This is a genomic window from Mucilaginibacter sp., from assembly GCF_039207105.1.
Classification (GTDB): domain Bacteria; phylum Bacteroidota; class Bacteroidia; order Sphingobacteriales; family Sphingobacteriaceae; genus Mucilaginibacter.
This window is the reverse complement of the sequence record NZ_JBCECK010000019.1, coordinates 1-22198: the sequence shown is the minus strand read 5'-3', so window position 1 is coordinate 22198 and position 22198 is coordinate 1. Positions and strand designations below refer to the sequence as shown.

At 44.1% G+C, this 22198-nt stretch carries 22 protein-coding genes; 8 read left to right on the top strand and 14 right to left on the bottom strand.

Annotated elements, in window-relative coordinates; all coding sequences use genetic code 11:
* Nucleotides 1-68: 68 nt before the first annotated feature.
* The 3 genes from AAGC65_RS06170 to AAGC65_RS06160 all read right to left on the bottom strand — a co-directional run bounded on the left by AAGC65_RS06170 (nucleotide 69) and on the right by AAGC65_RS06160 (nucleotide 1678).
* Entirely contained in the window at nucleotides 69-467 is a 399-nt protein-coding gene (locus AAGC65_RS06170; protein ID WP_343111547.1) for a hypothetical protein, read from the bottom strand.
* An 87-nt stretch (nucleotides 468-554) separates the two neighbouring features.
* The gene (locus tag AAGC65_RS06165; RefSeq protein WP_343111546.1) at nucleotides 555-1091 is read right to left on the bottom strand and encodes a DUF4199 domain-containing protein; all 537 of its coding nucleotides are present in this window, start codon (nucleotides 1089-1091) and stop codon (nucleotides 555-557) included.
* Nucleotides 1092-1207: 116 nt separating this feature from the next.
* On the bottom strand, nucleotides 1208-1678 hold the full coding sequence (locus AAGC65_RS06160; protein ID WP_343111545.1) for a response regulator transcription factor: 471 nt from the start codon (nucleotides 1676-1678) through the stop codon (nucleotides 1208-1210).
* Nucleotides 1679-1814: 136 nt separating this feature from the next.
* Here AAGC65_RS06160 and AAGC65_RS06155 point away from each other — a divergent pair, with 136 nt between their 5' ends.
* On the top strand, nucleotides 1815-2288 hold the full coding sequence (locus tag AAGC65_RS06155) for a carboxymuconolactone decarboxylase family protein (RefSeq protein ID WP_343111544.1): 474 nt from the start codon (nucleotides 1815-1817) through the stop codon (nucleotides 2286-2288).
* Between the two features lie 64 nt (nucleotides 2289-2352).
* Here AAGC65_RS06155 and AAGC65_RS06150 read toward each other — a convergent pair whose 3' ends face one another.
* Complete coding sequence (locus AAGC65_RS06150) at nucleotides 2353-2715, bottom strand: DUF1304 domain-containing protein (RefSeq protein WP_343111543.1); 363 nt, start codon at nucleotides 2713-2715, stop codon at nucleotides 2353-2355.
* A gap of 261 nt (nucleotides 2716-2976) precedes the next feature.
* Between AAGC65_RS06150 and AAGC65_RS06145 the strand changes: the two genes are divergently transcribed.
* The 5 genes from AAGC65_RS06145 to AAGC65_RS06125 all read left to right on the top strand — a co-directional run bounded on the left by AAGC65_RS06145 (nucleotide 2977) and on the right by AAGC65_RS06125 (nucleotide 9668).
* A complete protein-coding gene (locus tag AAGC65_RS06145; protein ID WP_343111542.1) occupies nucleotides 2977-4575 on the top strand; it encodes a glycerol-3-phosphate dehydrogenase/oxidase in 1599 nt (532 codons plus the stop codon).
* Between the two features lie 319 nt (nucleotides 4576-4894).
* Entirely contained in the window at nucleotides 4895-6409 is a 1515-nt protein-coding gene (gene glpK, locus AAGC65_RS06140) for a glycerol kinase GlpK (protein ID WP_343111541.1), read from the top strand.
* 43 nt (nucleotides 6410-6452) lie between these two features.
* Nucleotides 6453-7181, top strand: a complete 729-nt coding sequence (locus AAGC65_RS06135; protein ID WP_343111540.1) for an MIP/aquaporin family protein — start codon at nucleotides 6453-6455, stop codon at nucleotides 7179-7181.
* Nucleotides 7182-7186: 5 nt separating this feature from the next.
* Entirely contained in the window at nucleotides 7187-8521 is a 1335-nt protein-coding gene (locus AAGC65_RS06130) for a GntP family permease (RefSeq protein WP_343111539.1), read from the top strand.
* A gap of 4 nt (nucleotides 8522-8525) precedes the next feature.
* Entirely contained in the window at nucleotides 8526-9668 is a 1143-nt protein-coding gene (locus AAGC65_RS06125) for a glycerate kinase (RefSeq protein WP_343111538.1), read from the top strand.
* On the opposite strand, the gene AAGC65_RS06120 is transcribed toward AAGC65_RS06125, so the two are convergent.
* Nucleotides 9665-11044 carry an MFS transporter gene (locus AAGC65_RS06120; RefSeq protein WP_343111537.1) on the bottom strand — a complete coding sequence of 460 codons (1380 nt, stop codon included), beginning with the start codon at nucleotides 11042-11044 and terminating at the stop codon, nucleotides 9665-9667. The two genes, AAGC65_RS06125 and AAGC65_RS06120, sit on opposite strands and share 4 nt — an antisense overlap.
* A 175-nt stretch (nucleotides 11045-11219) precedes the next feature.
* On the opposite strand from AAGC65_RS06120, the gene AAGC65_RS06115 reads away from it, so the two are divergent.
* Both AAGC65_RS06115 and AAGC65_RS06110 read left to right on the top strand, forming a co-directional pair.
* The gene (locus AAGC65_RS06115; RefSeq protein ID WP_343111536.1) at nucleotides 11220-12719 is read left to right on the top strand and encodes an FAD-dependent oxidoreductase; all 1500 of its coding nucleotides are present in this window, start codon (nucleotides 11220-11222) and stop codon (nucleotides 12717-12719) included.
* Nucleotides 12720-12793: 74 nt separating this feature from the next.
* Nucleotides 12794-13693 carry an oxidoreductase gene (locus AAGC65_RS06110; RefSeq protein ID WP_343111535.1) on the top strand — a complete coding sequence of 300 codons (900 nt, stop codon included), beginning with the start codon at nucleotides 12794-12796 and terminating at the stop codon, nucleotides 13691-13693.
* Nucleotides 13694-13808: 115 nt separating this feature from the next.
* Here AAGC65_RS06110 and AAGC65_RS06105 read toward each other — a convergent pair whose 3' ends face one another.
* The 9 genes from AAGC65_RS06105 to AAGC65_RS06065 form a co-directional block, all read right to left on the bottom strand.
* Complete coding sequence (locus AAGC65_RS06105; RefSeq protein ID WP_343111534.1) at nucleotides 13809-14195, bottom strand: SMR family transporter; 387 nt, start codon at nucleotides 14193-14195, stop codon at nucleotides 13809-13811.
* 11 nt (nucleotides 14196-14206) lie between these two features.
* A complete protein-coding gene (locus tag AAGC65_RS06100) occupies nucleotides 14207-15166 on the bottom strand; it encodes a sterol desaturase family protein (protein ID WP_343111533.1) in 960 nt (319 codons plus the stop codon).
* A gap of 112 nt (nucleotides 15167-15278) precedes the next feature.
* Nucleotides 15279-16082 carry an SDR family oxidoreductase gene (locus AAGC65_RS06095; protein WP_343111532.1) on the bottom strand — a complete coding sequence of 268 codons (804 nt, stop codon included), beginning with the start codon at nucleotides 16080-16082 and terminating at the stop codon, nucleotides 15279-15281.
* 3 nt (nucleotides 16083-16085) lie between these two features.
* Nucleotides 16086-17429 (bottom strand): aminotransferase class III-fold pyridoxal phosphate-dependent enzyme, encoded by a 1344-nt coding sequence (locus tag AAGC65_RS06090; RefSeq protein WP_343111531.1) that lies wholly within the window; start codon nucleotides 17427-17429, stop codon nucleotides 16086-16088.
* A 12-nt stretch (nucleotides 17430-17441) separates the two neighbouring features.
* A complete protein-coding gene (locus tag AAGC65_RS06085) occupies nucleotides 17442-18380 on the bottom strand; it encodes a transketolase C-terminal domain-containing protein (RefSeq protein ID WP_343111530.1) in 939 nt (312 codons plus the stop codon).
* Nucleotides 18381-18383: 3 nt separating this feature from the next.
* Nucleotides 18384-19250, bottom strand: coding sequence for a 1-deoxy-D-xylulose-5-phosphate synthase N-terminal domain-containing protein (locus AAGC65_RS06080; protein ID WP_343111529.1), 867 nt, complete (start codon nucleotides 19248-19250; stop codon nucleotides 18384-18386).
* Nucleotides 19251-19277: 27 nt separating this feature from the next.
* A complete protein-coding gene (locus tag AAGC65_RS06075) occupies nucleotides 19278-20087 on the bottom strand; it encodes a glycosyltransferase family protein (RefSeq protein ID WP_343111528.1) in 810 nt (269 codons plus the stop codon).
* A 10-nt stretch (nucleotides 20088-20097) separates the two neighbouring features.
* Nucleotides 20098-21150 (bottom strand): hypothetical protein, encoded by a 1053-nt coding sequence (locus AAGC65_RS06070; protein WP_343111527.1) that lies wholly within the window; start codon nucleotides 21148-21150, stop codon nucleotides 20098-20100.
* Nucleotides 21151-21379: 229 nt separating this feature from the next.
* The coding region (locus tag AAGC65_RS06065; RefSeq protein WP_343111526.1) for a phosphatidylinositol-specific phospholipase C/glycerophosphodiester phosphodiesterase family protein at nucleotides 21380-22198 on the bottom strand (819 nt) is incomplete at its 5' end.

Sequence of the window (22198 nt, the reverse complement as noted above, 5' to 3'; positions counted from 1 at the left end):
ACTCACCTGGCTGAATAAGCAGGTGTTAAGTCATGCTGAAGATATCAGCAAAGAGAAAGATGTGATTATCAGATATTGAGCTTACGCATCAACAGGTATCGATGCAGGGGGAGGCTTTGGCTGCGCCTGATGTCGGTTAAAAAACCGACGGTTAAATATGCTGTGGTTTTAAAAACCGCACGAAAAAATTTATCTAAAAAGAAAGTAAATAATAACAGCAGCGCCATTACAGGGTTGGATAGGCGTTGCTGAACAGTGGCCATATCATACTCGCTGTCTTCAACGTATTCCTGTTTGCGTTTGGTGAAGGCTTTCGCAAAAATGTTGGTGTAGGTATCGGTTTCGTTTTGCAGGCGGTCGCAAAAACTGAAACCGATAAACGGTTTTGCAGTAAGTGCTAAAACAGCAACAAATAAAAAATACCTGATCATGAACGATTGCATAGTACTTCTAAAAACCTTTATCAAAGGTGATAAGAAAAATGATAAGGAATAGTCAAGTAACTAAAAAGTTGCAATGATTAACCATTTATGCCAGGTAATTAAATTCAAGTATTAACCAACAGTCGCCATGCTATCGGCCGATTTACGTTTTAATATCAGTGCCGTAATAATAGATACTAATAAACCTACCGGAAATATTTCCATATAAGTGAACAGGATCACCATCAGCGGAGTGCTATACATATCTTTCATGGAGTTTATTTCTTTAAGCTTGGCAGCAAGTTCCGCAGGGTTTGCTCCACTGTTTTGCGCTTTGCTTATGGCATGTGCGGTGTACCTATCCATAAAATCGGGCATGAATACATAATACTCCACAAGCCAGGCCAGTACGTAAATGGTTGATGCTATCAAGCTGATATATAAACCTATTTGAAATGCCTTGCCAAAGCTGATGATACCGCCGTTATACTTATCGCGGTAATTTTTAACACCTACAAATATCAGTGAAAATGCCAATATCATAGAGGCATAACCCACCAGCATACTACCCTCTATGCCACGGTTGTAACACCAGGCCATACTAATAACCATCCACCCAGCTACCAAAACTCCGGATATTGTTCCAAATACTAATACATTCTTTTTCATGCTGATATGTTTTAAAGTTTATGGTTCAAAATTGGGTTGTCGCCGGCTTTTTAGGCTCATACTTTAGGGTGATTTTAAAAAATCATGGCATTTTTAATACTAAAGTATGATGGAGTTTAAGGTATCAGGTTTAATTTTTTTGCTTTATCAATAGCTTGCGTGCGACGGTTTACTTCCAGTTTTTCAAATACTTTTGATGAATGTGTTTTGATAGTATTTAATGATACAAATAAACGCTCGGCTATTTCGTGGTTGCTCAAACCTTCGGCCATCAGTTGCAATACCTCCATTTCACGTTTACTTAAACCAAGTTTTTGCAGTTCTTTTTCGTTCAAAATAAAATGAGCGGTTTTAACAATTACTTCTTTTTCAACAATTACGGTATTGGTTTTTGGGCGGGTAAGTTTAAGCGCCAGCCAAATACCAAGTAGGGTAAAAATAATAGCCAATGCTCCGGCATACAGTTCAAAGGCGTGGTCAATAATAATAAAGTGCCATTCCAGCCATTTCATCAGCAGTAATAGAACAGCCAGCGATGCGCCATAAATTAAAACAGAACGGTTACGCGTCAGGAAACTCAATGTCATTTACAGTTTATTTTACCATTAAAATAAGCAATTACAGTGAAAATCCATCAGCATAGATTTTTTTAGATCGTGTTGTCCAATTGGAGAGAACCTGTTCGTCTTAGGTGTATAATTCAAAATCATAAACAACAACGAGATGAAAACAAGAATCAACGCATTTGAAAAAGGACAGAGCGCTATGAAAGCGATGTATGGATTAGCAATTTATTTGGCAAAATCGCCGGTTGAACAAGCGCTTTTAAATTTAATTTCCTTTAGGGTATCGCAAATTAACGGTTGTGCATATTGCCTGGATATGCACGCTAAAGATCTGCGCTCAAAAGGCGAAACCGAACAGCGCATTTACATGGTATCCGCCTGGCGCGAAGCCACTGTATATACCGATCGTGAACGTGCTGCCCTGGCCTGGGCCGAATCAGTTACCCTGGTTGCCGATAGTCATGTGCCCGACGCGGTTTACGAACAGGTCCGTGAGTATTTTTCCGAACAGGAACTGATCGATCTGACCGTCTCCATTATTACCATCAACAGCTACAATCGTATAAATATTGCTTTCCGCACACCCGCAGGCGATTATGTTCCCGGTCAGCACGCTGTGGTTACGCACTAATCAATAAAATAAATTCGTATGCCCGAAAAAGATTCTGTTAAGTCATGACAGGATCTTTTTTTGTTTAGCGGACAATCAAAATAAGTACTATGGCGAGCACGGCAGGTGCTGCCTGTATGTAAAATATTTTTTTGGTAACGGTAATTGCTCCATACACACCCGCAATCGCTATGCAACTTAAAAAAAACAGGGCTATATGATTATGCCATTGAGCATCGCTGATAAAAAATGTCCAAAACAAACCGGCAGCTAAAAATCCGTTGTATAAGCCCTGGTTGGCGGCCAGTGTTTTACTCTTTTGTAATTGTTCTACCGGTTGATTAAAAGCTTTAGGGCCGCGGGTAGTCCATGCAAACATTTCCAGCCATAATATATAACAATGTATTACAGCAATAAGGCCAATCAGTATATTGATGATGAGGTTCATGGGTAATTGATATTGATAAATAAATGTAGCAATTAAAAATTGTTAAGGGTAAACAATGTTGCCGGATATTAACTTTGCTTTCGATTTGTTTCGCATATGCTATTGTGAAGCATTTTTTGTTATGAAAATGATTAAGAAAGAAATTTTATGGCTTGTTGTTAATAATAATTGTACTGATAATTGTTTTGCTTTGTTTCTTATTGTTATTATTTTAATTTTGATTGATAAGTCGAAATCAATTGCCCCTTCATTAACAGCCCCATGAGCATAGTTGCAACAGACAGAAGCAGTATAGTAAAAACCTTGACCGATGGCCCTGAAAAAATATGGGACGTGGTTATAGTAGGTGGTGGCGCTACCGGCTTGGGTACCGCGCTTGATGCAGCTTCAAGAGGGTATAAAACACTGCTGCTGGAGCAGGCCGATTTTGCCAAAGGTACTTCCAGCCGGAGTACAAAATTGGTACATGGCGGTGTGCGCTATCTGGCACAGGGCGATATTGGCCTGGTGCGCGAGGCTTTGTATGAGCGCGGTTTGCTGCTCAAAAACGCTCCTCATCTGGTAAAAAACGAATCGTTTGTTATTCCTAATTATGAGTGGTGGGGTGGCGCTTTTTATACCATCGGTCTTACTTTATATGATCTGCTGGCAGGTCAACTGGGTTTTGGCCGTGCAAAATACATCTCCAAAAAAGAGGTGATCAAAAGGTTGCCTACTATCAATCAGCATGGTTTATATGGTGGGGTGGTATACCATGATGGGCAGTTTGATGATTCGCGTTTGGCGGTTAACCTTGCCCAAACTTCATTAGAGCAGGGTGCCACTGTATTGAATTATTTCAAAGTGGTTAGCCTTATTAAAAATTCAGAGCAAAAAATAGCTGGCGTGGTTACTACAGATGCTGAAACTGGCCAAACTTATCATATCAAAGCAAAAACTGTAATTAATGCTACCGGTGTGTTTGTTGATGACCTGTTACAGATGGATAAGCCCGGGAAAAAGCCAATGGTGAGGCCAAGCCAGGGTGTTCATCTGGTATTGGATAGATCGTTCATGCCCGGTGAGGACGCACTCATGATTCCCAAAACAGAGGATGGTCGTGTGCTTTTTGCCGTTCCCTGGCATGATAAGCTGGTGGTTGGCACTACCGATACCCCGATTGATGAGCACAACCTGGAACCACGGGCATTGGAAGAAGAGATTAGTTTTATTATTCGCACTGCCGAAAAATACCTGGAAAAAGCACCAACCCGAAAGGATGTGTTGAGCGTATTCGCGGGATTGCGACCTTTGGCTGCACCTCAAGGCGATTCGGCCAAAACAAAGGAAATTTCACGCAGTCATAAATTGCTTGTTTCAGAATCAGGTCTTATTACGATAACCGGCGGTAAATGGACAACCTATCGCCGCATGGGCGAGGATACTATTGACAAAGCCATTGAAATTGGTAACTTACCGCCGCAGCCCAGTGTAACCAAAAATTTGCCTCTGCATGGCAGTAAAAACAATGTAAACCGTAACGATCATTTGTATGTTTACGGTAGCGATGAAGATGCCTTACTTAACCTGCTTAAAGAAAATTGTGAATGGGCGCAAAAACTTCATCCGGATATGCCTTATTTACAAGCTGAGGTAATATGGGGTGTAAGGTATGAAATGGCCCGCAGCGTCGAAGATATTCTGGCGCGCAGAGTGAGGGCTCTTTTCCTGAATGCGCGTGCTGCCATAGATATGGCTCCGCAGGTGGCCAGCTTAATGGCAGCTGAGCTTGGTAAAAATGCTGCGTGGCAAAAAGAGCAGGTTGAAAGTTTTACCATTTTGGCAAACGGATATTTGTTGGAGCCTTATAAGGAAAAATAGTTCATTAAAAGGTATGCTCCAAAATTATAGGGCGCATAATTTACTCACCCGGTCTACGCTACGCTGGACCACCCTCTCTTCGCCTGCGGCGGAAAGAGGGTAAGAGAAAAGTTGTCATTGCGAGCGTAGCGTGGCAATCGCGAACTTTGCAGAGAGAACATACATGGTTCGCGATTGCTTCGTTCCTCGCAATGACAATCTTTTTCTTTATGCTTGCGTAGAGAGGGGTGACAAGCGTAGCGATGCCGGGGTGAGTCGGCAAAATGGCCAACTAAACAATATAAACCAAATATTCCCCTAACCAGGGAAAATATACATTATGGAAGATTACATTTTAGCTTTAGACCAGGGCACCACCAGCTCGCGTGCTATTGTATTTGATCACAAAGGGCAAATTAAGTCTGTTGCCCAAAAAGAATTTAAGCAGATATTTCCGCAATCGGGTTGGGTTGAGCATGATCCGAATGAGATATGGTCGAGCCAGGCCAGTGTAGCAGCTGAGGCTACTGTTAAGATGGGTATCAATGGAACCAATCTGAAAGCTATTGGTATTACTAACCAACGCGAAACCACTATTGTATGGGATAGAGTTAGCGGCGAACCTGTTTATAACGCCATCGTTTGGCAAGACCGCCGCACGGCCGCCTTTTGTGATGAATTAAAAAAGCAAGGGCATGAAGCTTTGATCCGTTCAAAAACCGGATTAGTGATCGACGCTTATTTCTCAGCATCAAAGATCAGGTGGATACTGGATAATGTTGAAGGTGCCCGTGCCAAGGCAGAAAAAGGCGAACTGGCTTTCGGTACGGTGGATAGCTGGCTGGTATGGAAATTTACCCGTGGCCGCGTACACATTACCGATGTTACCAACGCGGGCCGTACCATGCTGTTCAATATTCAAACCCAGCAATGGGACGATGAGCTGATAGCCATTTTTGATATCCCTAAAAGCATGCTGCCAGAGGTTAAGCAATCAAGTGAGATCTACGGCGAAACCGCTACAACCATCTTCGCGTCAAAAATTCCGATAGCAGGTATCGCCGGCGATCAGCACGCGGCTTTGTTTGGCCAAATGTGTATTGATAACGCGATGGTTAAAAATACCTATGGCACGGGTTGTTTTATGTTGATGAACATCGGTGATGAATTTATTGAATCGAAAAACAACCTGCTCACCACCATTGCCTGGAAAATTAACGGTAAAATTCAATATGCCTTTGAGGGGAGTATATTTATTGGTGGCGCGGTAGTACAATGGCTGCGCGATGGCTTGGGGATCATCAAAACATCAGCAGATGTGGAGAAATTGGCCCAGGCGGTTGAGGATACACAGGGCGTATATTTTGTACCTGCTTTTGCAGGTTTAGGGGCACCGTACTGGAAGCCTGATGTAAGGGGGACTATTGTAGGTTTGAGCCGTGGCAGTACCTCATCCCATATTGCAAGGGCCGCGCTGGAATCTATAGCCTACCAAACAATGGATGTACTGAAAGCGATGGAAGCAGATAGCGGTATGGCTATCGGAGAGTTAAGAGTTGACGGTGGAGCAGCCAAGAATGATCTGCTGATGCAGTTTCAGGCAAACCTACTCAATTGCAAAGTGATACGGCCAAATGTGGTAGAAACCACCGCTTTGGGTGCTGCGTACCTGGCGGGCCTGGCCGTTGGTTACTGGAATAGTGTAGAGGAGATACAACAGTTATGGCAATCTGAAAAAGAATTCACACCAGATACTGATCGCTCGGGAATAAAGAAAGCTATACATGGCTGGCGAAAAGCTATCCATGCTGCGCAGGCCTGGACGGATGACCTGCCAGATTCTGAATCAGAATAACTATTTTTAGCATACTAATTATATACCATAAAATAATTCATATATGTCTCCATTTATGGCCGAATTTATAGGCACCATGCTGCTTATACTTTTAGGCGACGGCGTAGTTGCCAACGTTGTTTTAAATGATACCAAAGGGAATAATAGCGGCTGGATGGTAATTACCACTGCCTGGGGGCTGGCAGTTTTTGTAGGCGTGGTGGTGGCCGGGCCTTATAGCGGCGCTCACCTGAACCCGGCAGTTACCATTGGTTTGGCTATTGCAGGTAAATTTGCGTGGAGTAGCGTTATGCCCTACATCGCGGCGCAAATACTAGGAGCTGCTGCAGGCGCTTTCCTGGTGTGGCTTATGTATTTTGACCATTTTCAACGAACTAATGATCCCGGTTCTATTCTGGCTGTTTATTGTACAGGACCTGCTGTACGGAACTACGTGTCCAATATCGCCAGCGAGATCATTGGCACTTTTGTATTGATATTCACCATATTTTATATTTCTGGGGCCGAGATCAGCCCGAGTAAAACACCTATAGGCATGGGTTCGTTGGGCGCTATCCCTGTGGCTTTGCTGGTTTGGGTAATTGGCCTGGCGTTGGGCGGTACAACAGGCTATGCCATTAACCCGGCACGCGATCTGGGGCCGCGAATCATGCATGCGTTGTTGCCCATGAAAAGCAAAGGTACCAGCGATTGGGCCTACGCCTGGATACCGATTTTAGGGCCGGTGATCGGCACTTCTATAGCCGCGTTTTTGTATATGCATATGCATTAATAGCTATGGCAGATCCTCAATCTCTTGTACGTATTTTAATTTGTTTGGTGGCAGGTATAGCAGCCATTGTATTGCTTACTGCCAGGTTCAGGGTGCATGCCTTTTTCGCATTGGTGATTGCCTGTTTTATGGTGGGCTTGGGTATTGGTTTGCCGCTTAATGATGTACTTGGCATTATCAAAGATGGTTTTGGAAATATACTCAAATCTTTGGGTTTGCTCATCGTGTTGGGTACTACACTTGGCGTGATACTGGAACATATAGGTTGTACTCGGGTAATGGCCAAAACTATTCTAAAAATTGTTGGCGAAAAGTATGCCTCGCTGGCTATGAGCTTAACCGGCTTTATTGTAGGTCTGCCCATTTTTTGCGATTCAGGCTATATCGTATTAAGCGGACTGAATAAATCTTTGGCCAAAAGCACAGGGATATCTTTAGCGGTAATGAGCACTTCACTGGCTACGGGTTTATATGCCGTGCATTGTATGATACCGCCGCATCCCGGCGCTGCCGCCGCGGCCGGCATTATAGGTGTTGAAGCCGGAAAACTCATGATTACAGGTATCATCGTTGCCATCCCGGTAATGATAGTTGGCTATTTATGGGCGAATTATGCGGGCAGGAAAGCGCCGGAGCAAGTCACAGAACATATTGATCTAATTGATCAGCAACAAAAATTACCATCGGTTGCTTTGGCGTTTATGCCAGTAGTGATCCCTATTTTATTAATCGCACTCAAATCATTCTTTGTGGTTGAGCCGGGAGTTTCGGTGAAATGGATGAATGTCTTACTTGCCACCGGCGATCCGGTTATTGCACTGGCTATCGGCGTGTTATTGTCCTGTATGGCGCTGCCATCGTTCAAAAAAGATATCCTGGCTCCTTTACTACAGGAGGGCGCAGAGAAAGCCGGAGGTATTTTGGTGATCATTGGAGCAGGAGGGGCGTTCGGTGCTGTTTTGGCCGCTGCCAAAATAGGTACACATTTAAGTAATGCCCTGCCTTTAGCCAGCATGGGTATATTGTTTCCGTTCCTGCTTACTTTTATACTTAAAACTGCTCAGGGTTCATCAACAGTAGCCATTATTACGGCGGCTTCTATTATGTTGCCTTTGCTGCACGCGCTTGGTTTAGATACCGATAAAGGGCATCTGCTTTGTGTTTTAGCTATGGGAGCCGGATCTATGATGATATCACATGCCAATGATGCGTACTTTTGGGTGATTGCCAAGTTCTCAGGTCTCGAAATGAAAACCATGTTAAGGGTATATTCCCTCGCAACGGTATGGATGGGCTTAACGGCTTTGGCTATGGTATATCTTGTATCTTATTTACTTTAATTTTATGCACATCCTGATAGCTCCTAATGCTTTTAAAAATAGTTTAACCGCCCAGGCAGCAGCAGAGGCCATTGAAAAAGGCCTACAGTTAAGTCCGCTGGAGTGTACTACACAGTGTTTTCCTATAGCCGATGGCGGCGACGGAACCGCGAGCCTTATTATTCAACAATTACAGGGTACGCCGGTACATACAGAAGTACATGATCCACTCGGCCGATTAATCACTGCTTCATTCGGTTTAATAGAAAACGGCCGTATCGCTGTAATTGAAATGGCTGATGCATCCGGATTGAGATTATTAAAACAGGACGAACTCAATCCGCTCCGGGCAACCTCGTTTGGAACAGGCGAGCTGATTAAAGTGGCTTTGGATAAAGGTGTGAACCAGATTTTAATAGCTATGGGCGGTTCGGCAACTGTTGATGGCGGTACCGGTATTTTAAAAGCGCTTGGCGCAAGATTTTTGGATGAGAAAGGGCTGGAGTTGGAGAATTTACCGGAAAGCCTGATCGATCTTGATGAAGTAGATATCAGCCAAATGGATAAGCGCCTGACAAACTGTGAGGTTATTGTATTGTGCGATGTAGATAATAAACTTTTGGGCGAAAAAGGTGCAGCAGCAATATTTGGTCCGCAAAAGGGAGCTGACGCCGATGCGGTAAAAAAACTGGATGCAGCACTTGCACGATGGACGGATATCACCATGAAATCAACCGGAAAAGATATGGCTGCTGTAAAATACGGAGGAGCAGCCGGTGGTGCATCATCCGGAGTATATGCTTATTTAAATGCACAGTTGGTGAATGGGATAGATCATTTTTTAACGCTTACCGGTTTTGATGAGGCACTGGCTAAAAGTGATTTGGTAATTACCGGGGAGGGTAGTATTGATGAACAAACCCTGCAAGGCAAAGGCCCTTTTGGTGTAGCTTACAGGGCAAAGCAGAAAAGCTTGCCCGTTATCGCGGTTGCCGGAAAAGTGCCATTGCAGGAAGATCAGCGGCTTAGCGAGTACTTTGATGTGTTGCTGGCCATTGGTAATGAGCCGGCAGATATGACATCGGCCATCAAAAACACCGAACAAAATCTCATTCGTACAACCCGGGAAATAGCCAAACTGATCAGGCTGGGAAAGCCGAAAGCCTAAGCTATTTTCAAATACCGGCGAATTAAAAATATCAGGCTAAATATACATATAGCTGATATCGCAGAACTTATGGTTACCGCCTGTACAATTGCCGCTGTGCCGCCATTGGCCATAGCACCAAATACAGCCACACCCATAGCCCCGGCCGCCTGCCTGGTAGTATTTAAAACCGCGGATGCCGTGCCCGAGCGTGTTTTTGCTACGGTTGATAATATGCCGGTGGTCATGGCGGGTACGGCAAGCCCCATGCCCATTGGTATGGTAATAAAGGGGAAAAATAGCTGCCAGTAGGGTGTACCTGCATGGGCTATTAGTAATCCTGTATAGCCGATGGTGCCAATGGTAAGTCCGGCTAAAATAGGTATCCGTGTTCCATATTTAGCCATCAGCTTAGCGCTGATGAGATTGGAGATAATAAACCCTGCCGTTAGTGGTAAAAAGGCCATCCCGGCGATGAGCGATGAATAGCCTAAAACATTTTGCAGGTACAGGCTTAAAACAAATACGGTTCCATAGTATGAGCCGTTGAGGGTGATTCCTAACAGTATCAGTACGTTAAAGGTTGACGATTTAAACATATCAAGCGGAAGTATGGGCGCTGTCGCTTTCTTTTCAATTCTTAAAAACAGTATAAACATCAACGCGCTAAAAATAAGCGCCCCATAAATAATAGGATTATTGAAACCGAGGTGATGCAGTTCAATAATAGCGGCTATAAGGGCGGTAAGGGCCAGCATCCAACTAAACTGACCGGGAATATCAAAACCTTTATTAACATGTTTTTCGCTCTCCTTTAGTTTAATGCTGAGCAGTATGCCAATTAAACAGATGGGCACGTTCACAAAAAATATCATTCGCCAGTTGCTTACGTGCATGAGTAAGCCACCCAAAATAGGGCCCGCTGCTATAGATACTCCACCCGCGGCCGTCCACCAGGCAACAGCCTTGCTGCGCTGCTTGGCTTCATGGGCAAAGCTTTGGTTTAATATAGATAGGGAGCTTGGTATCATGGCTGCCGAACCGATACCTTGCAGTACACGGAACGCGATCAGACTGAACGGGTTCCAGGAAAAGCCGCAGCCTGCCGAGGCAATGCCGAACACCAGTAAGCCAAATTGAAATAAGCGCTTTGATCCCAGCAGATCGCCCATGCCACCGGCCGATAACATCAGTACGGCAAAGGCAATGGTGTAGGCATCAACTATCCATTGCAGTTCGCTGATATCAGCTTTAAAGGATGTAGCTATCTGGGGTAGGGCGATATTTAAAATAGATACGTCAAGCTGTGACACCACAAAGGCTAAACTGGTAGTACCTACTATAAAAATAAAAGGAGATTTTGTTTTGCGCGCCCTCGCAGTATCCAGATCATTCATGTTTTGCTTTGTTGTAAAGCTGCAAAGTTAAACGAGGCTTAGCTTCAAAGCGTGGTTTTAAAGTGAAATGTGTTATTTATATTGTATATGAATTAAAAATTTTTCAGCCGGATTTCTGATAAGTTGCTCTGAATAGTATATTTAGCTTTAGCATATCTGCCTATTCCATAAAACCATGACCAATATCAAAAGAAGATCATTCATCAAAAATACACTCCTTGCCGGCGCCGGTACTGTTTTGGCCCCTCAGCTGATACAGGCTGCGGAAGAGCTAAGTGCTAAACAGGAGCCGGTTGATCAGATAGCAGTGCCAACCGGTAAAAAGGTGATCGTTGCCGGCGCGGGTATCACCGGCCTTTGCTGTGCCTATGAATTGATGAAAAGTGGGCACGATGTGGTGGTACTGGAAGCAAGCGGCAGGTATGGCGGGCATATATTTACCGGTCGGGACGGCTTAAGCGATGGCCTGTATGCGGATTATGGTGCCGATCATATCACCAAGCCGGGCTATGAGCGTTTTTTTGAATATGCTGATGAATTTAAATTAAAGGTCATTCCATATCCGCATGCAGAGGGCTCTGAAGCTGCGCCTGATAATCATACCATGAAAATGATAGGTGGCAAGTTTTACACCTCCGAAATGATGAAAGATCCGGCTGTGCTTACCCAATTTGGATTCAATGAAAAGGAGGTTAAGTTTTTATCGCAAAATCCGTTTTATGAGTTGAGTAGGTATTTTTTAAAACCTTACCTCTCTAAATTTACCGACCCGTACCAGCCATTTGGGGTTGGTTATGATGATTATGATAAAATAGCCATTGCCGAGATTTATAAAAAGGAGGGAGCTTCACCTGCCGCGCTACGCTTTTTGGGTGGAAGCACTACCAATGCGCTTTATACGATTTGGCGAATGGCTATTATGGATTTTCGCGGTATCCCGGCATCCGAAGGAGACACCTTTCACCTTAAAGATGGTAACGAGCAGTTGCCCATTGCCTTTGCCAAACGTTTGGGCAATAGGGTAAAACTAAACCATCCGGTTACGGCCATTAAACAGAGCAGCACAGGTGTCAGCGTATCCTATAAACCTTATGGCTCAGATAAGATACAGGAAATGCAGGCCGACGTATTGGTTAACTGTATCACCCTGCCCATATTTAAAAATATCCCGGTGAGCCCACCATTATCGCCTGAAAAGAAGTACGTGGTGGATAGGATGGGCTATTCTTCGCATCCGTTTTATGTGTTTGAGGCCAGTACTAAATTTTGGCTGGACGATGGTTTTAAAACCATTAATATGGAGTTTGAACACCCCGATATATCGTCCATATGGGAAGAAACCAATGAGGTTGATACCAACCGTGTAGTACTAAAAGCTTTTGGCCCGGGCGGGCTTGCGCCAGAACGCGTTTTGGCGGCTTTCAGGAGTGTTTACCCCGGCAAGCATGATACCATAGAACAAGCGCTTACGTTTGACTGGACGAAGGACAAGTTTGCACCCGCCTGCGAAATGCAGCCCTTCCCAATTGGTACCATGCACAAGTTTTGGCCGCAGGTAATGCAACCTGAAGGGCGCATATATTTTGCCGGTACCTATGCCGACAATATGAGCCGCGGCATGGAATCATGTATTCGCTCGGCCCAGCGGGTTGCTCAGGAAATCGGTAAGCTTTAATAAACCCCCATCTTTGGGGATATAAAATTGTTCAGGGATGCAGTAAAATTGCAAACTGAATAATTTAACGAATTATGTGGACAAAAGATAATATGACCGACCAAACCGGTAAAACAGCTATTGTAACCGGTGGGAATACCGGTATTGGTTATGAAACGGTAAAGGCCTTATATGAGCAAGGTGCTCATGTAGTATTGGCCTGCAGAGACCTGGAAAAAGGACGTGTAGCCGCAAATAAAATTGAACAGGCTGGTGGTACAGGTAAAATTGAAGTGGCATTGCTTGATCTGGCCAGCCTGGCATCAGTAAAGGCATTTGCTGATGATTTTATTCAGAAGCACGCCGAGCTTCACTTGCTTATCAATAATGCAGGTATCATGATTCCACCGGCTGGGTTTACGGCGGAGGGGTACGAGTCACAATTTGGGGTTAACTATTTAGCTCACTTTGCGTTAACCGGCTATCTTTATCCTTTAATCAAAAAAACAAAGGATGCCCGTATTGTTACGGTGACAAGTATGGGCTACAGGCATGGAAGTATTGAATTTGATAACCTTAAATCTGAGAAGTCATATGATGCATTCAGGGAATATTGTCAAAGTAAACTTGCAAACCTATTGTTTACCCTTGAATTGCAGCGAAGAATAGTCGCTAAAGAAGATGCGGTACTCTCTGTAGCTGCTCACCCAGGAATTACTAAAACCGACCTTAGCCGACACATGAGTGAGGAAGTATTTAATGATGCTGTGGAACGATGGGGGCCATTAATGGAGACGGAACAGGGTGCCTTACCAAGTTTGTATGCGGCTGTTGCCGAGGATGTAAAAGGCGGAGAGTTTTATGGTCCGGATGGTGAAGACTGGCTCAGGGGATACCCAACTGTTACTCCAATTTTAGAGAATGCTTTGGACGAGGCAGTCGCAAAAAAACTATGGGAAATGGCAGAAGCTGCTACCGGTGTAGTTTTTCCGTAAATAGTTAGGCTTTACAAAAATGATCGACAAAAGCTTTTTCTTCCATGCAGGAAGAGAAAGCTTTTGCATTTTATCCCCAAAATCTTAAAGTCCTATTAGTCCCCACAGGTACTGATCAGGGTACCTGGTTAATGTGCGATACAGAAAACTTTAAGCCCATGATGCCTATCATGATCAGGGAGATAAAAAAAGCTTCTGTCCAAGTAATGGTTTTGTTGAAGAAAGCCATTTCAGCTATTTTTATAAATACCAGAGTAGCGGCCGTCCAGATGGCGTAAGCGGTTGCGGTAGACAGATCCTTAATAGCCAGTGAAAAGAAATATACATTGCATACACCAAATAAAATATAGCCCAGCAATGGAGCCAGCAGCGGAAAACTGATATTAAGCCGGTAAAAGTTTTGCCAGGTAAGCAGTTTAAGGTCGCTCATTTTAAAGTACTTGACCGAAAACGTCCAGGCGGTTTCAAATACTGCTGCTATGATGATGTATATCCAGGCCAATGTTTATGGGGTTATTGCAAAATTTCTTCTTGCCGTTGAGGTGTTGTCAATGTAGTAACTAATTCGGGCTTATGAACTGCATTCGCTGCTTTGGGCTCATCCTTTTTCCAGAGCTTAAATAATATATTAAGCAGGGCAGGCCTTAAGTTATAATATCGCTCAAACCATCGGTATTTTAATAGCTTGGTTTCATCAAAGCGCTTTACCGAAAAGGCATGCTGCAAAAAGTAATCCCGAGGGTATTCATAGCCTAATCCCCAGTTTTCACGTTCATTGCCGGGGGCATGGCCTGGGTCATAGGCAGTACCGAACAGATGATCCCAGAGGGCAAATTTGGTAGCAAAGTTGGCGTGGAAAACCTCAATGTAGTTGGCATGATGCCATAAATGCAATTCGGGCGTGTTGATGATGTATTTCAGCTTGCCCATCCTTACATTGATATTGCCGTGAATGAACATGCCGAACATGGCATCTAACAAGGCTTTGATGGGTACTACGGCCGGATCGGCACCAAGCAGGATGATGGGCGCAAATTCAATAGTTTGGTTAATAATGATCTCGACAATATGTGATCTTGAGCCTGATAAAAAATCAACTTCCTTACCTGAATGATGCGCCTCGTGCGTGCGCCAGAAAAATTTACTGCGATGCTGCAGGCGGTGAAACAGGTATATGTATAAGTCATGCGTAACCAGGAAAAACAATACCTGAACCGCTACGGGCCAATCCTTCACAAACTGAGTGGCCGACCAGTTAAAGTGATGCTGAACCGGTGCTATGATATAATCAAAGATGAATATCTTTAAAAAATAGCTTTGTATAAGCGTATACCATACCAGATCTATCCAGAAACCTTCTCTGAAAAATTTTAGCCCCTTACGGTAGGGTATTATCCGTTCCAGGGTAATGATCATGATTATCCATAAAACCAGTATGGTGGTGGTAATGGTAAGCAATTTTTCCTGTGGCATAATTTAATTAGTATCAAGTAGTTAGTATCGAGTATCAAGTAGCTGGTGTCGGATGATATTATAAGACATTCTAAGTCTTGATACTCGATACTAACTACTTGATACTAAAATATTAAATCGCTGTCCATCCGCCGTCAACTACCAGGTTGGCCCCGGTCATGTAAGCTGATGCATCGCTTGCCAAAAATACTAATGCGCCCTGGTAATCAGTTGATTTTGCCATGCGGCCCAATAATGTTTTGGCTGAGTAATTCTCTACAAAAAATTCGTTCTGGTTATTTTCCACACCACCCGGAGATAAGGTATTTACCCGTACGCCTTTGTTGCCCCAATAGGCAGCCAAAAAGCGGGTGAAGTTGATAACCGCTCCCTTGGTAACCGGGTAAGCGGCAGATTTATAAAAGGCCTGTTCGCCCTGCTGATTACGATATATGGATTGATCTGGCCCCACCATACCATAGGTAGAGGCCACGTTAATAATACTGCCCGATTCCTGTTGAGCCATCACCGTACCGAATATCTGCGAACACAGGAAAACCCCGGTCACGTTCACATTAAGTGACTGCTGAAACGCATCCAACGGATAGTTTTCAAATGCCGAAAGTTCTTTAGCCATTGCCGGGTTCTCGAACATATCATTAATGGCGGCATTGTTCACCAATATGTCTATGCTGCCGTAGCGGGTTAGTATCTTGTCGCGAGCTACTTCTAAAGCATGTTTGTTGGTAACATCAATACGCAGGCCGCCGTGTTGTTCGCCTAAGCTTGCAGCAAATGCTTCCACTTTTTTTTCGTCCATATCAGCCGCTACCACATTGGCTCCGGCCAGGGCAAGGGCCTCGCAATGCTTTTGCCCTATCAAGCCTAAGGCGCCCGTTACTATAGCTGTTTTACCTTGTAATGAAAATAGTTCCATGACTTACAGCGCGGCGGTTTTTGGCTTGATATTGTAATTGCTCACCTTGCGGAAAACAGCCTCCAGTACTTCGCCTTTTAGATAGCTTTTTACATCGTCGCTTAAAATGGCTTCCTTAACAACCGCCAGTACATCGCGGTAGGCTAAAAGGGTGTAATCAATATCCTCAGAGGTATGGCTAAAACATATGTTGTGGAAACCGGCCCAAAGTACACCGCGTTTGATCATCTCCTGCTGCATCAGCGTTTTTAATTCCAAGGCGTTACCGGCTTCAGGGGTGAAGATTACCATGCTGCGGCAGTTATAGCCAATACAGCGGGTGTACTGATCCATACCCATTGATATGGCAATTTCGTTATAACCATCTTTTAACAAAGCGCCATGCTGATCGAGGTATTGCGCTACGTTTTTATCACGCAGCTCATTGATAGTAGCTACGCAAGCGGCCAATGACAAAGCTTCGCCGCCAAACGTGGTATAGCTAAATACCTCTGAGTTCAGCAGTTCCATTACATCGGCACGGCCGGTAAGCAAGGCTATGGGCATGCCATTAGCGCAGGCTTTAGAGAAAACCGCCAGGTCGGCCTTTACATTGAAATATTCTTGCGCACCACCTAAGGCAATGCGGAAGCCTGTCCACATTTCGTCAAAAATGAGTAAGGTTCCGTTTTCGCGGCATACTTCGGCAAGCTCTTGTAAAAAGCCAGGTTTTGGCGCCTCAAAAATAAAAGGCTCCAATATCAGGGCAGCTACGGTTTCGTCGAGCGCCGCTTTTATTGATTCTATGTCGTTATACTCAAAGGTATAAGTTAGCTCCTGTATCGCTTCCGGAATACCAGCGTTTCGGCTGGTAATGCCAATATACCAATCATGCCAGCCGTGGTAACCGCAGCAAAATATTTTATCGCGGCCAGTATAGGCGCGAGCCAAACGTACAGCGGCCGAGCAAACATCGGCGCCGGTTTTAGCTATTTTAACGGCTTCGGCGTTGGGGATCACCTGTTGAACCAGTTCAGAAAGCTCAACCTCAAGCGGGTGCATTAATGAAAAGGTAATGCCATCATTCAGTTGGGTACGAATAGCCTCATCAACCACATGGTAAGCGTAACCTAAAGAGATAGGGCCTATGGCCGAGTTATAATCAATGTATTCGTTGCCATCCACATCCCAAACGTGTGATCCTTTACCTTTTACCAAATATTTAGGCGCTGCACCTTTACTAAACTGACCCGGACCTTTGGCCAGTGTTTGTGTAATGGGTTTCTGAACCTTTAAAGCGCGCTCGTATAATTTGTCCGACTCGGTGATATTGGGGTAGTTATTACTTAACTGTATTTTGTTTGCCATGGTGGTAATGTTTTATTCTGAAAATTCCTGTGTGGTAATAGCAGGCTGAGAGTGGCCTGTTTGGTAACCTAATATTCTTTCGGCTATTTGTTTGCCGGTAAAACCTTCGTTTTGTAATACATCCTGCAATAATGCCGGTCTGAACCAGTTTTCTTTCAGGGCAATAGGCATTACTTTAGCGGTTGTTTGGTATTGCAGCAATACTTCGGCTACAATGGTGTACAGGCCGCCGGTTAAAAAATGATCTTCAAGGGTAACTATGATATTACTACTGGCAGCCACCTGTAATATAATGGCCTCATCAACCGGTTTAAGGCTGCGCATATTAACCAGGCCAACCGATAAACCTTCATTTTGCAGTATATCCATTGCTACCAATGCTTGTTCAAATAACAGTCCGTAGGTTAAAATAGTTACATCGCTGCCTGTGGCTATAACTTCGGCCTTGCCTAATTCAAAGGGTTCATGTTCATAGCCCGTTTTGCGGGTATTGATGCGGGTATACGCCGGGTTAGGGGAGCTCCATATCTGCGGCAGCATTTTTATAAGGTCGTCCTCATCAGCGGGAGCAAAAACTGTTACATTAGGTATGCCCCGCATGATAGAAATATCTTCAATAGCCTGGTGAGTAGGACCGTTGGCATCTGATAAAAAACCGGGTATAAAGCCGCTCAGCTTGGCCGGTAAGTTGGCAATACCCAGATCGGTACGTACAAATTCATATGCGCGCATGGTTAAGAAAGCTGCCAATGCATGTACCACCGGTACGCGGTTGCGCAGGGCCAAACCGGCTGCTGCGCCTATCATGGTTTGTTCGGTGATACCGGTGTCAATAAAACGTTTGCCTAAAACGGCGGGAAGGTTACGTACCAGCGCGCGGTTTTCGGCAGTCATTACAATAACCTGTTCATTGTTCAGGGCTGTTTCCGTTAATAATTCTTCGTAGGTCATGGCTTATCGCACAATTAAGGTTTCAGATGTTAATGAGGTGGTATGCTGTCCGTGCAATTCCAGTAAAAGCTGTTCAATTTCATCGGCCGAGAAGTTGCAGAACCAGCGGTCGGCACGTTCCTGTATGCTTGGCAGACCCTTGCCTCTGATGGTATCGGCAATAACCACATTGAGTTTACCGCTTTGGAAAGGATATGTGCTGAATGCCTCGTGCAGTTCAGTATAGCTATGGCCGTTGATGCGTTTTACGGCCGCGCCAAACGATTCAAATTTTTGAGCAAGCGGTTCAAGCGGTATAAGGTCTTCCGTGCGCATATTGGCCTGGAAATGGTTACGGTCTATCACGAATATCAGGTTATCCAAAGCATAAGCATTGGCCACCAGCACAGCTTCCCAGCAGGTGCCTTCATTCAGCTCGCCATCACCCATAATGCAAATTACTTTATTATCGCTGCCGCTTATTTTCAGATCCATAGCAACACCTAAGGCTACCGAGGGCAAATGCCCCAATGAACCGGAGTGGAACTCCACGCCGGGAATATGCCTGTTGGGGTGCCAATAAATATGATCATCTAAGGATAAATGATTTTGCAACCTATCTCTTTCAATAAAGCCGAGTTCGGCAAGTGTGCCATATAGAGCCGGTACATCATGACCTTTGGACAGGAAAAGATAATCGCGGTTAGGATCGTTTAGATTGAAAGGCGTGATATTTAAAAACTCGGTATAAAGGTACACGATCAGGTCTACAGCCGAAAGTGACGCGCCGGTGAAGCAACCTCCCTCTGTTGACATGCGAACAATGTGCTCCCTAACCCTTAAGGCTATAGCTTCGGTTTCCTGGTAATGATGTATTTTGTTTTCTTCCACTTGATGGTGATTTTGGGGTATATTGTACTATCCGGCTACCTGACGGGTTTGTTCTGGCTGGATGGTTTTTAGTTCGTTTAAATGATGGCGATACCAGTTTACTCCTGCATATTGGGCGTTGATCTGATAAATTTCGGGCCGGTGATTAAGCAGCTCCAGGATATCGTAGCATGAAAAGTTTTCATTTTCAGGATAAAGCTCCTCAAATACCCGCTTTATAAACAGGTAATCTTCCCGGTAATCAATGGTGAAACGGTGCGACATGGAATAATCCAATTCGGTTTCCCAGCTTACATTGCCAATGCTGAATTGCTCAGGATTTTCCCAGATGTACGGTGTGGTATGCTCTAACTCCAAAGCCTTATCTGCATTTTCCCATGCCCGTTTTAAGCAAGCCATCGTCATGATCTCCACATCGTTACCATCTGGATAAGTTGCCGGGTGCAGGTTACTTACATAATCAAAGCTGGTTTCGCGTTCAAAAAAGTAATCCAGCACATTGTCAATAATATCCGGATCAATCAGAGGGCAATCTGATGGTATCTTTAGTACTACCTCGGCACCATGCAATAATGCCGCCTGGTAATGACGATCGAGCAGGTTTTGCAGGCTGCCGCGATAACAAGGAATATTAATTGCCTGTGCTTCCTGTTCAATAATATCGTCTTCGGCATTAACCGATGTAGCAATTACGATGGTTACCTGGTGTTTGATCATCTGCAGGCGTTCAATCATGAGGGCAAGGATGCTTTTGCCCAGCACCGGTAACATTACTTTACCCGGTAAACGGCTTGATGCCATACGCGCCTGCACTACAATCACTGTTTTAGCTGCCATAAAATGAGTATTAGTAATTTGCCACCAGCTGCTCCGAATATTCAAAGCGTACTTTCTTGTTCACTATTCTTTGCAGATCAAAATTGTTCGATTTGCCGTTATACTTAATGTAAGCCCGGCATATCTGCGCTATTTTATTGGCCGAAACGCCGCCGTTCTGGATGGGGGCCAGCTGCATTAAGTCGTCAATATTAAACCAGGAATGTACCTTTTTACCTAAAGCTATGCCGGTGTACACCACGGTTGAATACTGGGTGATGAGCTCACAGCAATTGGCTATCATGTGGTTGGTATTACCTGTTTTGTATATCATGGTATCGGCCGGGGCAAACCTGCGGATCTCCCGCTCGGCACGTTCAGCGTTTTCATTAGGATGTAACTTGAACAGCAAAGGTCTGCCGGCAGCAATTTTTACGGCGCTTTTAATAAAGGCTGGTCGGTTTTCAAAACGATAAGTTTCACGCATATCGGTTGTGGCAACCATTACATAATTATGGTGTGGAAAATCATTATCCAGAAACTGCTGCAGGTTATCGTAATTGGGCATCCCGGTAACGGCAATTTTATGGTTTGCTGTGCCTTTTTCTACAAAATACTGTTTGTATCCTTCAGAAGCGGAGCAATAAATATCGCACACGTTTGATGAACCATTCAACGAGGTATTGCCGCATAAAAATGGTGGCAGTTTCAGCTTTTTAACCAGCTGGCTCATCAGGGTATATTTATCAACCATACCTTCCTGTACCCATATGGTTTTGGTTGCCTGCATACGCTGCGGAATCAATAGATCTGAACAAAAAACAACCAGATCATATTGATTTAATTTGGCTCCATAATCAATTTGCAAACCGTGCTGGTGCAGGTATTTTTCAGAATTGGTACGGTAATAGTTTGATAATACAGTGCCGTTAAGCAGGGTAGTATTATTGATCAGGAAGTTGAAGAAGGAGTTGTCTGTAAATAATTGGCTAAACCAGCAATCAAACTCGGGGAGTTCTGCCGCTATCTGGTGCATTTGCGATGTTTGGTTTACAGAACCGGTAATGAACAGTATTTTCTGCATTTATAATTTGATCACTAATTGTTAAACAGGCAAATATTTTGGTACTATATATTGTGATAGAAGGTATATGAATAGTGACGATCATAATGCCTTATTAATAATATGTTATCACAATAAATTAAAAGTAGGGTGGGCACTTTTAAATAACGCTAAGTTTAGGTTATGATATAATTAAGTATGTATTAAGGTAGTTTGAAGTTAATGTTTAAACAAAAAGTGTAATTCTTATTTACTTCACATTTGCCGAGAATGCAATGCGTTTTGTTAAAAACTCCTTAAGCTCAGGGAGTTTATCTGTGTTAATGAGGTCAACCCCGCATTCAAGCAATTCGTTCCAAACAGCAGGGGTTTCCGGCGATGCCCATAGCCTTACTTTTTTACCAAACCTGTGCGCCATGTTTACATACCTGCGCAGGCGCTGCTTTTGTAAAACAGGGAAAGAGCCGGTACCGTTCCAGTTTACAAGCTTTGAATATTTGCAGCTGGCAGTTTGGTAAATATTTGCTGATGATGTATCCTGCTGCACAGACAGCAAATCCTCATCAATAAATGCCAGCCGGTTTTCTTGTTTTTTAATGATTTCAAACGGTTTATGCCCGGTTATTACAATAGTTAACTGGCGTTTTATAAATACACCGTTTTCGTAACCCGATATAATGTCTTTGTATTTTTCAAGAAGAGCTGACAGAGCCTGGTAGGTTTTATCGGCGTTTGATTTGATATCAATCATCAGCGTAATGGGAGAAACTATGCGGGGCGCCAAACCATTTGAACTGTTGATACATGCTGCCAGCGGATCAAGGTAGAGGCGCTCCAACGTTCGGTGCTTTTTAAAAAGCGGAAGCAGATGTGCTACGATCAGTTTTCCGTGCCGCAGGTAAATATCGGCCTCAATGTGGGTATACCCGTTATCAAGCGCGTCATATAATGGCCGTTTGTGCCAATAATCATTATGGGCAAAGGCATTAGCGAGCGGAATGTTTTGAGGGTAAGCATGAAGGGCAGATAATACCAGGAGGGTGGATAACAATAATTTCAGGTGCTTTAG